The 14,538-nt window shown below is 72.0% G+C and carries 10 protein-coding genes; 7 read left to right on the plus strand and 3 right to left on the minus strand.

Annotation, left to right across the window (positions count from 1 at the left end; genetic code table 11):
* Positions 1 to 321: 321 nt before the first annotated feature.
* From BMY07_RS14890 to BMY07_RS14910, 5 genes are all read left to right on the plus strand, one after another.
* On the plus strand, positions 322 to 1,005 hold the full coding sequence (locus tag BMY07_RS14890; protein WP_092778634.1) for a response regulator transcription factor: 684 nt from the start codon (positions 322 to 324) through the stop codon (positions 1,003 to 1,005).
* Positions 1,002 to 2,372 carry a HAMP domain-containing sensor histidine kinase gene (locus BMY07_RS14895; RefSeq protein WP_092778636.1) on the plus strand — a complete coding sequence of 457 codons (1,371 nt, stop codon included), beginning with the start codon at positions 1,002 to 1,004 and terminating at the stop codon, positions 2,370 to 2,372. Before BMY07_RS14890 ends, BMY07_RS14895 begins: the two co-directional genes overlap by 4 nt.
* Positions 2,373 to 2,529: 157 nt before the next feature.
* Positions 2,530 to 3,090 (plus strand): hypothetical protein, encoded by a 561-nt coding sequence (locus BMY07_RS14900; RefSeq protein ID WP_092778638.1) that lies wholly within the window; start codon positions 2,530 to 2,532, stop codon positions 3,088 to 3,090.
* 158 nt (positions 3,091 to 3,248) lie between these two features.
* Entirely contained in the window at positions 3,249 to 4,190 is a 942-nt protein-coding gene (locus tag BMY07_RS14905) for a methyl-accepting chemotaxis protein (protein WP_143073499.1), read from the plus strand.
* 7 nt (positions 4,191 to 4,197) lie between these two features.
* A complete protein-coding gene (locus BMY07_RS14910; protein WP_092778642.1) occupies positions 4,198 to 4,476 on the plus strand; it encodes a hypothetical protein in 279 nt (92 codons plus the stop codon).
* 6 nt (positions 4,477 to 4,482) lie between these two features.
* On the opposite strand, the gene BMY07_RS14915 is transcribed toward BMY07_RS14910, so the two are convergent.
* Positions 4,483 to 5,736 (minus strand): MFS transporter, encoded by a 1,254-nt coding sequence (locus tag BMY07_RS14915; RefSeq protein WP_092779096.1) that lies wholly within the window; start codon positions 5,734 to 5,736, stop codon positions 4,483 to 4,485.
* Between the two features lie 120 nt (positions 5,737 to 5,856).
* Positions 5,857 to 7,944: an ATP-binding protein gene (locus BMY07_RS14920; RefSeq protein ID WP_092778643.1), complete on the minus strand. Its 2,088-nt coding sequence runs from the start codon at positions 7,942 to 7,944 to the stop codon at positions 5,857 to 5,859.
* 300 nt (positions 7,945 to 8,244) lie between these two features.
* On the opposite strand from BMY07_RS14920, the gene lanL reads away from it, so the two are divergent.
* Positions 8,245 to 11,148, plus strand: coding sequence for a class IV lanthionine synthetase LanL (gene lanL, locus BMY07_RS14925; RefSeq protein ID WP_092778644.1), 2,904 nt, complete (start codon positions 8,245 to 8,247; stop codon positions 11,146 to 11,148).
* A 23-nt stretch (positions 11,149 to 11,171) separates the two neighbouring features.
* The gene (locus tag BMY07_RS35885) at positions 11,172 to 11,306 is read left to right on the plus strand and encodes a hypothetical protein (RefSeq protein ID WP_281245066.1); all 135 of its coding nucleotides are present in this window, start codon (positions 11,172 to 11,174) and stop codon (positions 11,304 to 11,306) included.
* A 41-nt stretch (positions 11,307 to 11,347) separates the two neighbouring features.
* Here the strand turns inward: BMY07_RS35885 and BMY07_RS14930 are convergent, their stop codons facing one another.
* The gene (locus tag BMY07_RS14930; RefSeq protein WP_092778645.1) at positions 11,348 to 14,461 is read right to left on the minus strand and encodes an NACHT domain-containing protein; all 3,114 of its coding nucleotides are present in this window, start codon (positions 14,459 to 14,461) and stop codon (positions 11,348 to 11,350) included.
* Between the last annotated feature and the right edge of the window lie 77 nt (positions 14,462 to 14,538).

Raw genomic sequence — 14,538 nt, forward strand, 5'->3', positions numbered from 1 at the left:
TCCTCCTGCGCTGGATGTCTGACTGGTGGATAGCTGACCGCTGGTCCCCCGACCGACGAAATCCGTCAACCCGAGTCTCACCACTGGGCTGAGTTCCCTCAATGGCGTTCCCCCGCTGGTGCGGCCATCGCCCGCCTGTGGGTGACGCGTCCGCGCGTCGTTGCTGGTCTGCGGTACCGAAATCGTCCACAGTGCACTCGTCCGGCGACCCGGGGTGGCGCGGGGGCCGGTTCCGGTGGGTGTACGGCGCGGGTGGGCGGTCGTGCCCCGGTGGTGTGCGATCGTGGTGGTGGACCAGTCCCCGGCCGCAGCGGAGGCGTCGTGCACCTGGTGATCGTCGACGACGAGGCGGCCGTGCGGGACTCGCTGTCGCGGACCCTGCGGTTCGAGGGCTACACCGTCGCCACGGCGGCGGACGGGGCGGCCGCGCTCGCGCTGGTCCGCGCCGAGCGGCCGGACGGCGTGCTGCTAGACGTCACCATGCCGGTGCTCGACGGGCTCGACACCTGCCGGGTGCTGCGCGCCGAGGGCAACTTCGTGCCGATCCTGATGCTGACCGCCCGCACCGGCGTCGACGACCGGGTGGCCGGGCTGGAGGCGGGCGCCGACGACTACCTGGTCAAGCCGTTCGCGTTGCAGGAACTGCTGGCCAGGGTGCGCGCGCTGCTGCGCAGGACCGAGTACAACGCCGCCGCCGACCCCGCGCTGCGCTTCGCCGACGTCGTGCTCGACCCGGCCACCCGCGAGGTCACCCGGGGCGGCAGGCCGCTGCGGCTGACCAGGACCGAGTTCGCGATCCTGGAGGCCTTCCTGCGCCACCCGCGCATCGTGCTGACCAGGACGCTGATGTTCGAGCAGGTCTGGGGCTACGACTTCGGCGCCGCGTCCAACGGGCTCGACGTGTACGTCGGCTACCTGCGCCGCAAGCTGGAGGCCGAGGGGGAGCCGCGGCTGCTGCACACCGTGCGCGGCGTCGGCTACGTCCTGCGGGAGGAGCCGCTGTGACCCTGTCGCTGCGGTCGCGGCTGACCGCGCTCGCCGTCGGGGCCGTCGCCGTCGCGGTGCTCGGGGTCGCGCTGACCTCGTGGTTGCTGGTGCGCGGCAAGCTGAACCGGGACTTCGACGACCGGCTCCAGTCCGCGGCCAGGGTCGCCTCCGCCACCACGTCCCCGGCGGACGCCATCACCGTGCTGCTCGAAGACCGCGGCCGCGGACCTCGCCGCGGTCCGTCCACGCTGATCGTGCAGTTCGTGGACCGCACGGGGCAGATCAGAGGTGCCAGCGGTGGGCCTACCTTCCCGGTCAGCGCCCGCGCCGCACAGGTCGCCGCCGGGATGATGCCCCGGGTCACCGAAGAGGTCGTGATCTCCGATGACCCCTACCGGGTCCTGACTGTGGCCAGGCAGGGTGGTGCGGCCCAGGTCGCGATGGACGCCGAGGAAGTCGAGAACACCCTCGCCGAACTCGGGCTGTGGCACGGGATCGTCGGGTTGGTGGGGGTCGCGCTCGCGGCCGTCGCCGGGTGGCTGATCGCCCGAACCGCGCTGCGCCCGGTCGACGCGCTCACCGCCGCGGCCGAGGACGTGGCCAGGACCCAGGACCTCTCCGCCGGGATCACCGTCAGCGGAACAGACGAGATCGCTCGACTCGGGTCCGCGTTCAACGCCATGCTCGCCGCACTCGGCACCTCCCGCGACGCCCAGCGCCGCCTCGCCCAGGACGCCGGGCACGAGCTGCGCACCCCGTTGACCAGCCTGCGCAACAACGTCGAACTGCTCATCCACGCCGCTGAGCACACCCGCGACCTGCCCCCGGACGACCGCGCCCGGCTGCTGGCCGACCTGCGCGCCCAGACCGAGGAACTCACCACCCTCATCGGCGAGCTTGTCGACCTGTCCACCGGCGACCGGTCCCCGGAGGTGGAGGAGCCCCTGGACCTCGCCGACGTGGTCGGACCGGCCGTGGAACGCGCCAGGGCCAGGGCGCCGAAGGTGCGGTACGTGACCGAGTTCGCGCCCGCGCCGGTGCTCGCCCGGCCGGTGTCGCTGGAGCGCGCGGTGCTCAACCTGCTGGACAACGCGGCCAAGTGGAGCCAGGACGGCGGTGTCGTCACCGCCAGGGTGTCCAGTGACGGCTGGTGGGCCCGGGTGGACGTTGACGATGAGGGTCCGGGGATCGCGGAGGCCGACGTGCCGCACGTGTTCGAGCGCTTCTACCGGGCCGCCGCGGCGAAGTCGCTGCCGGGCTCGGGGCTCGGACTGGCCATCGTCGCCCAGGTCGCGGCCCAGCACGGTGGCAGGGCGGTGGCCGGTCCAGCGCCGGGTGGCGGTGCCCGGGTGTCGATCCTGCTGCCGCTGGCGGACGTTTCTTAACGAAGCGCGACCGGGTTCTCATCGTCGTCTCATGAAGCGGCGTCAATGTCTGTGGTGTGCTGACCACCAGCCTGTCCGTCCGTTGTGGACGTGACCCCGGCCACGTCGTCGCCGACCAGCAGGAGATCCGCTTGACCGCACCCGAAAGGCACCGCCGATGACCACACCGCAGGACCCGGACGCCCCCCGCGCCGAGGTGCCCCCGACGGCGGCCCAGCCGACCGAGCGACTCGCCTACCCCGCCGAGCCCGCCCACCCCGCGCCGCGGCCCACGGTCGAGCAGCCCGTGCCCGGCCACGCCGAGCCGGATCCTGGCGCGCCGCGGCCGGACCCGGCGGCATGGCCCGCCGCCGAGCAGTCGACGGCCCACGCGGCCGCCCCGGGTGCGCCGGTTCCGCCGCCGCGGTCGAGGTGGCGCGGCGCGGGCGCGACCGCGGGCCGGGTCGCCAAGCACCGGGCGACGCTGGTCGTCGTCGCGCTCGTGCTCGGTGGCGCGATCGGCGCCGGTGTCACGGCGTTGGCGATGCGCGACGACCGCGACAGCCGCCCCGCCGTCAGCGACGCCCGCGACCGGGGTGGCGAGGTGCGCGGCGGTCGCGGCGGAGACGACCGCGGTGGTGACCGCCGCGGCGGTGGCCGGGACGAGGACCGCGGCGGCGACCGGGGTGGGGACCGCGGCGACGGGCCCGGCCGCGGCGAAGGACCTGGGCGCGGCTGAGCCGACGCCCACCAGGCGGGTCCCCCGGACGCGTCCCCCCGGCGTCGGGGGACCCGCCCAGCCTCACGGGTGCGCGAGCAGGGGACGGGGCGGCCGGTGGGCGGCCTGGTGACGCGCTGGCTGGCCAACCGCAAGGTCGGCACGAAGGTGTGGGCACCTTGGGGTTGCTCGCGGTCGTCGGCGCCGCCATCGCCGCGCTCGCCGCCAAGGACCTCACCGGGCACGCCGGTATCCACGGCCGCGACGAGCTCGCGGTGATGGGCCGCGACTTCGACACCGCCATGGGCACCGTCCGCGAGACGGTGTCCGAGCCGGCCGGGACGGCGATCGCGCTGACGTCGGCGTCGGTGCGGCTCTCCGAGGTCAGCGGCGGGCTCAGCGCGGGCTCCGGCCGGGCGGCCGAGCGCGCCGGTGCCGCGACCGACACCGCGGGCCAGGTCAGCGAGAACGTGCGGTCGATGTCGGTCAGCGCCGAGGAGATGACCTCGTCCATCGCCGAGATCGCCAGCAGCGCCGGTCAGGCCGCCGACGTCGCCCAGCAGTCGCTCACCGCGGCCACCGAGACCGGCGTGCAGATCGCCGCCCTCGCCGAGGCCAGCTCCGAGATCGGCGAGGTGGTCAAGATGATCACCTCGATCGCCGAGCAGACGAACCTGCTGGCGCTCAACGCGACCATCGAGGCCGCGCGGGCCGGGGACGCGGGCAAGGGCTTCGCCGTGGTCGCCAGCGAGGTCAAGGACCTGGCGCAGGCCACGGCCAGGGCCACCGAGGGCATCTCCCAGCGGGTCGAGGCCATCCAGGCGGGCACCGCGGGCGCGGCCAGGTCGGTCCAGCAGATCCAGGACGTCGTCGGCCAGATCACCGACCACTCCACCACGGTGGCCTCCGCCGTGGAGCAGCAGTCCGCGACCACCGCCGAGATGAGCCGCGCGATCTCGGCGGCCGCCAACGGCAGCGGCGAGCTGTCCGCCACCTTCGGCGCCGTCGCCGAGGTCACCACCGCGACCTCCGACAGCGCCCGGGCCGGCCAGGTCGCCGCCGACGACCTGTCCACCCTCGCCACCAAGCTCAACGCCCTCGTCGGCGTCTTCCACTACTGAGGCCGCCATGACCGCCCCCTACGGCTTTGCCAGCCCCACGTTGATCGACGCGGAGAACGCCATCCACCGCCTCTATCCGTCGACTGGCAGTCAGGTGTGGTCGTCTCTCCTGGTCAAGGCAGGGCTAACCGGCCGCGAGACGGATGGTGACGCACTGGCTGGTTTGATCGACGCGATGGAGAAGACCGACCCGGTGCTTTCCCTGTGCGCCCAGGCTTTCCGCATCCGCTCTACTGCCCACACCGCGCTCGCTGCTGCTGACACGTTGGTTCGCGGCGCCGAGTAAGAGGGACTAGCGGAGGTCGCTGCCCTTCGTCTCCGGCAGGGTAAGGATGACGAGGAAGGCGACTACGGCCGCGGCGGTGAGGTACCAGAAGAAGACGGTCGAGGCGCCTGCGTCTGCCAGGGCCGTTACGACTAGAGGCGCTGTGCCGCCGAACAGGGCTACCGTGAGGTTGTACCAAGCGCCAATGCCCAGGGCTCGGACCTCCGTGGGGAAGAGCTCGCTCATGATGGCCGGGGCGATCGAGGTCATTGCGGTGTAGAACCCCAGGCCCACGCAGAAGACGACGATCAGGTTGGCCAGGCCGGGGCGTACAAGTGTGGACAGTGGGTAGCTCGACATGGCTATCGCGGCCGCCCAGACCAAGAGCTGGGGTTTGCGGCCGAAGCGGTCGGCTATGGCGCCCATGGGGTATTGCAGCGCCACGAATAGCGCGGTACCGATGGACAGTGCCAGGAAGACGTCGCCGGCGTCGGCCTTCCTGGTGTTGATCGCGAACGGGGTCAGGGCGCTGAAGAACGTGTAGTAGCAGAGGGTCGACAGCATCGTGAAGCCGACTAGATGCCCGACAGCCTTGGGGTGCCTGCGTAGCGTCAACAGCAGCGGGTTGCTCAACCGCCGCGCCTTGTCCTTGTTGTCCTCGAACTGCTCGGTCTCGTCCAACGCGCGCCGCAGCACCAGGCCGACCAAGCCGAGCACACCGCCGACGACGAACGGGATCCGCCACCCGTAGTCCTGCATGGCGGCCTTGCCCAGCCCGTTGGTGAGGAAGTACCCGAGCAGCGACGCGACCAGCACCGCCGACCCGGTCGAGATGTAGAAGAACGCCGAGTACCGCCCCCGCCGCCCCGACGGCGCGATCTCCGCCAGGTACGCCGACGCGTTCGACACCTCCCCACCCATCGACAACCCCTGCACGATCCTGGCCACCAACAACAACACCGGCGCCAACCACCCCACCTGCGCGAACGTCGGCAACACCCCGATCGCCAACGAAGCCCCCGCCATAGCCACGATCGTCAGGATCATCGCAGGCCGCCGCCCCCGAGTATCCGCGAACCGCCCCAGCAGAAACCCGCCCAACGGCCGGAAGAAGAACGCCAACGCATACGTCACGAACGTCGCCAACAACGCCTTGCTCCCAGGCTCGAACAACGCGTTCGCGATATACGTACTGAACGTCGCATAGACCGTCCAGTCGTACCACTCCACCGCGTTCCCCACACTGGCGGCGACGAGCTTCCGTACTGGTAAGCGGTGCATCTCCGTCACGTCCGCGCCGGCGACCACGAGCCACCTCCTGGTGTGTGCCTGTTGTTGGACAGTGCCACAGTGTGAGGTGGATAGGTAGGGTTGTTTCCGCCCGGCTATACCGGTATCCGGTTAGGTGGAGAGCTTGCGCTCCAAGGTGTCTGTGTCCGGGTCGGCGAGCTTCTCCAGGAGGAGTAGCGCGGCCTCCCAGTGTTCCCTTGCGCTGTTTGGCTTACCGAGACGGGATAGGGCGTCGCCCAGGGCGTCGTGGGCGCGGGCTTCGGTGTGCCAGTCGTCGAGGGCTTCGGCCAGGGGGAGGGCCTGGGTCGCGTACTCGAGGGCGCGGGTGGGGTCGTTCTTGCTGTTGTGGATAACGCTCATGGCCGCGTAGACGATGGCTATGTTGCGCTGGTCGCCCTGTTGCCTGCGGATCTCCAGCGAACGCTCCAGGTTGGCCAGGGCGGCGTCGTGGTCGCCGAGGCTGTGCTGGGCCTCGCCGAGCAGGCGCAGCGCGGTGGCCTCGCCGAACGCGTCGCCCTCCGCGACGTGCATCGCCAGTGCCTCGGTGAGTGTGGCCACGGCCGAGGTCACGTCACCCAGCCGGTGCTGGACGTCGCCGGTGTCGCGGAGCGCCCACGCCTCCGCCCACCCCTCGCCCAGTTCCCGCCATCCGGCCCGCGCCAGCTCGAAGTGCTCCAGGGCGGTCGCGTAGTCGCGCAGGCCTCTATACGCGAGCGCGATGCTCGTGTGCAGCCAGGCCAACGCTGCCCGCTCACCGCAGGCCCTGGCCGCGCGCAACGCCACCAGGTGCGTGTCCACCCAGTCGTTGAACGGGCGGCGGGCCAGGAAGGCACCGAACATCGCCACCGGCAACTGCCACGCCAGCGCCAGCTCGCCCGCACGCTCGGCTTGCGTCACCGATGCCACCAGGTTCGCCCGCTCCAGGTCGCACCAGTGCAGCGCGTCAGCCCTGTCCGTGAAGGTCGGTAGCGGAGCAGGCGTCTCGGCAAGATCCAGCGCGATGCGGGTGAAGCTCGGCGTGAACATCCTCGCCGCCGCGTCGGCCGCATGGGTGTACCAAGTGAGCAGACGCCGCAACGCCTCTCCGCGTTCGGAGTCATCGCTAGCCCGTTCAGCCGCGTAGACCCTAAGTAGATCGTGGAACCGATAGCGCCTAGGTGTGTCCTCGCGCAGGAGGTGTGCGTTGACCAACGTCTCTAGTAGCCGTCGGGTCGCCGTGGGCGTGAGCGCTGCCAACGCGGAGACCGCGTCTAGGCCGATGTCGGCACCGGGAACCACTCCGAGGAGGCGGAACAATCTGGCCGCGTCGGCAGGCAGTGTTCGGTAGGACAAGGAGAACACCACGCGTACGGCGGCGGAAGGGTCCTCATCGTCGGTTAGCGCGTCCAGCCGCTCTTGGTGCAGTTCCCGCGCGAACTCGGCCAGACTCAACGACTCGCTCGCGGCAAGCCTGCCGCCCACGATGCGCAGCGCAAGAGGGAGGTAACCGCAGTCGCGGGCCAACTCCGCTGCCGCGTCCGGTTCGGCCGCGATCCGGCTCTCGCCCACGATCCTGGCCAACACCTCGACCGCCCGCACTGGGGGCAGCACGTCCAACGCCATCCGCTGGGCCCCTTCCCTGGTCGCCAACCCGGTCAGTCTACTGCGGCTGGTGATCAGCACGCGGCACGAAGACGAGCCGGGCAGCAGCGGTCGGACCTGCTGCGGGGTGGCGGCGTTGTCCAACAGGATGAGGATCCGCTTGCCGTGCACCAAGGATCGGTACAACGCCGCGCGCGGCTCGGTGCCCACCGGGATGCGCTCGCCCGGTATGTCCAACGACCGCAGGATCTGTTCCAGCGCGTCTTCCGCTGTCACGGCTTCATCGGCGTGGTAGCCGCGAAGGTCTAGATAGAGGTCGCCATCGGGAAAGCTGTCACGGACCTGGTGCGCCCAATGCGTTGCCAGAGAGGTCTTACCGACGCCACCGATTCCCACGATCATCGTTGGTGCTACCGGCGTAGTGGTCTCCAACCAGTTCCCCAGTGACTTCAGGTACTTCTCTCGGTCGTTGAAGTGCGCGGTGTCGGCGGGCAGTTGGCGGGGGACAGGTAACGCTGACTGTGCAGTGGTGAAGTGAACGCCACCTAGGATCGTGTGCGCCTGCACCGCGTTCGACGACGTCGCCGTCAACTGGTTGCGCGTACTGTCGTCGGCCACGGGCACGTCCTCGCCGGGTGATCAACAGGATCGAAGTGGCGGCCACTGTACTGGCCCCGCTCCGGCGCGGTGACCGGAATCCGGTGACCGGGCCGGAATTCGCCACGCCGACAGGGCGATGACCTGACAGGGCGACGGCGGCCGTCCACGCTCACCGGCGGTCACCCGACACACGCCGAACGATGGAATTCGTTGCATCCGAAGTGTTCCCCCACTGTGAACCGCTTGTTTCACGGCGATGAACGGCGTCTAGTTGCGGACGGGCCCCGATCGGGGCCGACACCCTGGGGATGGTTTCCGATGACGCTCGAAGACGCCGACCTGCTCGCCGACTGCGCCGCCGCGGTGCTCGACCGGCACCAGCCGCGCACCTGGCGGCACGCCGTCGACGACCGGTGGCACTACGTGCTGCCCGACGACCACAGATCCCGGGAACAGGGCTGGAAGCTGCACGTCCCGGCCACCCCGCTGTCGGCCTGCCTCGTGCTGTCCCGCTCGGTGGAGGTGCTCGCCCGGCACCGGTGCGCGTTCAAGTTCGCCGTCACCATGCGCCGCTTGCACGAACTCGTCGGCCCCAACGCCGACCGCAAGGCCGCGGGCAAGTTCGTCACCGCGTACCCCGATGACGACGACCACGCGCGCGTTGTCGCGGAAGCCTTGCACCGCGCGACGCTAGGCCTACCGGGGCAGTGGATCCTCACCGACCGCCGTTATCGCCAACACTCGCAGGTGTTCTACCGCTACGGCGGATTCACCCCACCGACAGTGCTGACCGACGACGGTGAGTACCGCGCGATGCTGCGCGCACCGGACGGATCGGTTGTACCGGACAAGCGCGCGGTGGGTCAGGTAGCGCCATCGTGGGCCGTCGACCCGTTCCAGGACGATGTCACACCGTCCACAGTGGCCGAATCGGTGCTCGTCGGCGGTAGGTTCACCGTGCGCTCCGCCATCCGGCAGAACAACCGCGGCGGCGTGTACCTCGCCGAGGACGCGGACGGCACCCGCCTGGTGCTCAAGCGCTTCCGCGAGCACACCGGGGCCGGGGTCGACGGCACCGATTCGCGGACCCGCGCCCGCGCCGAGGCCCGGCTGCTGTCGATCCTCGGGCCGAGCGGGTCCTCGCCGGGGTTCCTCGACATCTTCACCTCCGGCACGGACATCTTCGTCGCCCAGCAGTGGGTCGACGGCGTGCCGCTGCGCCGGTTCGTCGCCAGGGAACTGCGCCCGCGCGGCACCGCGCTCGCCCTGGACACCGACCTGGCGCTCGACCTGACCCGCCGGCTGGTCGACCTGCTCGGCGAGGTGCACGCCGCCGGGTACGTCCTCGGCGACCTGACCCCGAACAACGTGCTGGTCACCGCGGACCGGCGGCTCGTCCTGATCGACCTGGAGTCCGCGCTGCGCCCGACCGACGTCGCCGCCCGGCTGCTGACACCGGGCTACGCGGCGCCGGAGGACGAGGGCCGGTCCCGGATGATCGCCGCCGACCCGGACCAGGCCACCGACCTCTACAGCCTCGGGGCCACGCTGTTCTACCTGGTCTCCGGCGCCCACCCGCCCGCGTCGCAGGGCACCCGGCTGCGGGAGATGGTCCGGCTGATGGCACGCCGCAACCCGGTCGCGGCCCGGCTGGGCTCGGTCGTCACCGGCCTGCTGGCACCGGAACCCGCCGCCCGACCCAGCCTCGCCGAGGTGCGGACCGCCCTGGCCGAGCCCGCCCCGGTCGACGCGGCGGTGGACGTGGCGGGGGTGGGCGAGCTGGTCGACGAGATGCTGGCCGACATCGTCGGCACCGCGACCCCCGAGCGGGGCTGGCTGTGGCGCAACTCCGAGACCGCCTCGCGGTACGACCCGTGCTCGGTCCACGTCGGCGCGCCCGGGGTGCTGCTGGTGTTGAGCCAGGCCGCGCGGGCGGGGCACGCGGAGGTGCTCGACACCGTCGACCTGGCCGCCAGGTGGACCATGCGCAGGCTGGGGGACGAGCCGAGGGTCCTGCCCGGGCTGATGTTCGGGCGGGCCGGCACCGCGGTCAGCCTCTACGAGGCCGGTGCGCTGCTCGGCGCGGACGACATCAGCGCGGCCGGGTTGAGCCTGGCGCGGACCCTGCCGACCGAGTGGCACGTGCCGGACGTGTTCCACGGTGTCGCGGGCGCCGGGCTGGCCCTGGTGCGGCTGTGGCGGCACACCGGCGACGACGAGCTCCTCGTCCGCGCCCGGCGGTGCGCGGACGCGCTGCTGGCCGGCGCCGAGGAAGGTCCACAGTGGACAGCGAAGGGGGACTTCCTGCTCGCGGGCACCACGCACTGGGGGTTCGCGCACGGTGTCGCAGGCATCGCCACGTTCCTGCTCGACATCGCCGCGGCCACCGGCGACGGCCGGTACCTGGCCATGGTCGGCCAGGCGGCCGAGGCGCTGGCCGGGGCCGCCATCCTCGACGGCGACGCCGCGTTCTGGCCCAGCGGCGAGGACGACAGCCAGGCCGATACCGTCCGGCTGACCGGCTTCTGCAGCGGCGCGACCGGCGTGGGCACCTTCCTGCTCCGGCTGCACCAGCTCACCGGCCACCCCGCCGCCCGCGCCCTCGCCGAGGCCGCCGCCACCGCCGTCCACCACGGCGCCTGGACCGCCCCGCCCCTGTGGTGCCACGGCCTGGCCACCGACGGCGACTTCCTCCTCGACTGCGCCACCCTGTCCGCCATCGACCCGGCCACCTCGGCCGCGTCCCGCTCCCACGGGACCGGCGCCACCCACACCGCGCCGACCGGCACATCCGCGCGCCCTGCCGCGTCCTCCCACGGCACTGACCGGCCCGCCGATCGAGGCGTCGCCCACTCCACCGCGCCCCACGGCTCGGCGCTCGACCCCGCCACTCGTGCCACCGCCGCGACGAGCTTGCCCACCCAACGAGCCACCGCGCCGCTCGACCCGGCTTCTCGCGCCGCCACCGCCACGACCCCGCGTCGCGGCACCTCGGCGGACCCGGCCACCCGCTACCGGACCTGGGCCGAGGACACCGCCCAGGTCATCGCCGCCCGCGCGGTCCGCCGCCGCGGCCGCCTGCTCACCCCCGACGACACCGGCGACGTCGTCGCCTCCTTCGCCAACGGCTACGCGGGCACCCTGTCCTTCCTGCTCCGCCTCCACCACGGCGGTGCTCGCCCACTCCTGCCCAGCTACGCCAGGGACTCCGTCCTGGCCTGACCCCGTGAAAGGAGGAACCCCCGATGGAACTGACCGTGAACCAACTGGACCTGCTCCCCGCGACGGAGCAGACCGGCGACGAGCCCCAGCTGCTCTCCAGCTGCTGCAGCCACTGCTTCTCGTCACTGATGCTCGTCACGAACGGCTGTGAGTGGTGATCCCCCGGTGGCCGTGTCCCCTCCGGACACGGCCACCGCCGTCACCCCAGCGCAGCGAACTCCCACCGCCCGCCGGTCCGGATGCCCTTGCTCAGCCGCAGACCGGGCTCACCCGCCAGCGCCCGGGTGAGATCGTGCGCGCGCCGAGTGGCCGGGACGTCACAGCGGCACGCCACGTCGGGCGCCTGGGCCAGGTAGGCCACGTCGCCGTCCTCGACCGCCGGGAGGTCGCCGACCGACTCGGGATCCCCGCCGCCGACGACGACCGTCGGCCGTTGCCGACCGCACCCGGGCTCCAGCGGCGGCAGTGCCGTCGAGGTCCTGATCAGCACCCGGGGCGCGGTGCCGTCGCAGCCGAAGGTGAGGGTCCACGGATCCACCAGGTCCGGCCGATCCCCGGCCAGCACCGCGCGCAGGCGCAGGAGTTGGACCTGGCTGGCGGCGTACCGCTCGTCGCCACCGCCGGCGTGCACGATCACGGCCGACGTCCCCGGCAGATCCTCGGGGAGGGGAGTGGTCCACGTGCTGGTCAGGTCTACGACGCCGAGCAGCGGCGCCCCCTCTCGTCGCGCGGCGACCGCGACGCGGGCCGCCGCGGTGTACTGGGCGTCGGGCAACTCGTTCGGGTAGCCGACGAGCACGACCCGCACCGGACGGGTGGGCGGGGCCTGCTCCTGGGCCTCGGCCACCCCGAGCAGTCCCGCCGACAGTTCCCGCCACGAGCCGCCATCGCCCGTGCGCAGCGAACCGATGACGCCGACGACCCCGCCGCCACCCAGGTCCCGCGCGCGGCGGTTGCCCGCGATCAGCCGGTCGACCACCTCGTGGTCGGCAGGCAGTCCGTACCACTGCGATTCCGGGACGACACCGATGCACGTGGAACCTGCGTCAGTGCTAGCGCGAACCTTCGAGACATCGCCGCCTAGCCGCAAGAGGGGTTCGCAGCGCAGGTAGTTGTAGGTCCCGATTGTCAGCACCGTGCCAGCGACAAGCGCGAAGATGGAAGCGAAAACGACAACTTTCCTCCGCTGCGGCGACATTGCCCTGCCGGCCCCGCGGCGCTCAGTAGGCCCACCTTGCAGCCGTTCTTGTAGTCGCACATGCCGGAACTGGTAGACGCCGCCGGACTGGCGCAAGAGACCCAGGTTGCGCGCCTCGGCGAGAAAACGCATCAACCGCAAGGGCGTCTTACGCCGCACGGCGAGGACAAGTCGGGTGACAGCGAAGCGCGGCCACGCCCTCGTCAACGTCACCAGTACCGCGACCGCGACCGCCATGACCACCACCGCCGTGGTCGGGTCGACGGAGGAGTGGTGCTGCTCGGCCAACAGCACCCCGTTCTCGGGCTCGATGCCCGACAGCGCCCCGCCGTACACGGTCTCGAGGACGACGCCCAGCCGTAGCGCCGGAACCGAGACCAGCACCGCCACCGCGGTGGCGACGACACCGCCCACGAGCACCGATCTGCGGTCCTGCCGCAGCAACTCCATGGGGCTCGACCGCGCCGACCGCCGCGGCAACGCGTTGACGGCCTGGTGCACGCCGAACGCGGTGCCCGCAACCACCGCCACGACCGCCGCCGCCAGGAGATCGGCCAGGTCCGCCGCTCGGTAGGTCAGCGAGCCGTACTCCAGGTAGCTCAAGATCAGACGGCCGAGCAGCAGCGGCACCGCCGGGACGGCCACGAACGCGGCTCCCGTCCGAAAGCCCGCGCGGAAGCGCGGACCCCACCCCTGCGGCGAGAAGGCCACCCGCCCGGGGACTCGGTGGGCCGCGCCGTACCAGAGGGCAGTGGCCAGCACGGCGATGACCATGCCCGCGCGCAGTGGCAGGTCCTGCGACAGCGCGCCCGCCTCGGACTGCAACACGCCGATGCCGACCCCGATCGAGAGCAACACCGACACGCACAGGCCGATACCGAGCCCGATCACCGGCGCGGCCCACGGCGACAGGAGCCGATCGCTTATCCGCCACCACGCCAGGTCGCGCCTGCGGTAGCGGTGCATGTAGCGGGCTAGGAACTCCAGCGACCGCTTAGCACGCGCGGACCTTCTAGCCGCCGCCTCCGCCCGTGTGCCCGGGGTCGCGTAGGTGGCGTCGACGAGGTGGTCGACCAAGAAGTCCTCGACCGCGTGCCTGCTGGGGAACCGGTCGCGGTCGAGCAGGTCAATAGGGTCGGCGTCCAGCCGCTGGAACACCGTGCGCGCCAACGACACCATCAGCGGCGTGGACAGCGCGAGCGCGACATCCCCGCCTGGGTCGTGGCCCACCGCGGCGAACACGGGTGCCCAGTCGGCCGTGGACGCCTCCCGCAGGTACGCCGACGCGTCCTCGGGGGCCACCGGCAGCACGCGTGTGACCACCGCTGCGCGCAGCCCGGGGGACCCGTCCCCGATCACCTCGGCGTACTCGGCGGCCCGGCAGGTCACCACGATCGGGCGGTCCCGGCCGAGCGCGGTGTCGATGCCGCGGACCGCCGCCCGCCGGTCGGCCTCGGGGACCTCGTCGAGGCCGTCGAGCACCAGGCGGACCTTGCCGTGGTCGAGGAGCCTGCGCGGGATCTCCTCGCGGCCGTTGTAGTACGCGGTGGCCACGGTGCGCGCCGACCAGTCGTCCAGCGACTCCTCGACCGGGTCCCACGACGAGGCCGCGAGCAGCACCGGCACCGGGTCGCCCGGCGCGCGGTCGGCCAGCAACCCCAGGGTCAGCACGATCGCCAGGACCGTCTTGCCCGAGCCCGGCTCGCCGAGCACCAGCATCCGACCGGAGCCGATGCCCGAGTAGCCGCGGGCGACCCGGGCGGCGACCTCGTCGAACGGGCCGTCCACCCGGCCGGTCAGCCACTCGCTCGACCACGCCACCGGGAGCACGTGCGGGTCCCGCAGCCGCCGCGCGGTCGCCTCCTCCGCCCACTCGTCGGCGACGGTGCCCGCCAGGTCGTCGGCGAGGCTGTCGATGTCGCGGTGCCGGTGCTCGCGGGGCTCGGTGGCGCCGATGATCCCCACCGCGAGCCCTACCGCGGCGAAGACCATCGCGGTGACGCTGGCGATCCGGTCGTTGGTGTCGAGGTCGTTGCCCGCCATCCACGCCGCCACCGCGGCGCAGAGCAGGACCAGGGCTCCCAGCAGGACAACACGTGTGGTCCGCGGCTGCACGGTCCGCCTCCCCGAGATCTAGGACCGCAACGTCCTACCGCACCGCGCACCGGCGGCCCGGGCCAGGGGGTGTGACC

This window comes from Actinokineospora terrae (assembly GCF_900111175.1).
GTDB lineage: Bacteria > Actinomycetota > Actinomycetes > Mycobacteriales > Pseudonocardiaceae > Actinokineospora > Actinokineospora terrae.

What these genes read in the sequence shown, in the direction of transcription:
- BMY07_RS14900 (WP_092778638.1), top strand. Translation starts at nt 2,530, where the DNA reads ATGACCACACCGCAGGACCCGGACGCCCCCCGCGCCGAGGTGCCCCCG.
- BMY07_RS14910 (WP_092778642.1), top strand. Translation starts at nt 4,198, where the DNA reads ATGACCGCCCCCTACGGCTTTGCCAGCCCCACGTTGATCGACGCGGAG.
- BMY07_RS14915 (WP_092779096.1), bottom strand. Translation starts at nt 5,736, where the DNA reads ATGCACCGCTTACCAGTACGGAAGCTCGTCGCCGCCAGTGTGGGGAAC.
- lanL (WP_092778644.1), top strand. Translation starts at nt 8,245, where the DNA reads ATGACGCTCGAAGACGCCGACCTGCTCGCCGACTGCGCCGCCGCGGTG.
- BMY07_RS35885 (WP_281245066.1), top strand. Translation starts at nt 11,172, where the DNA reads ATGGAACTGACCGTGAACCAACTGGACCTGCTCCCCGCGACGGAGCAG.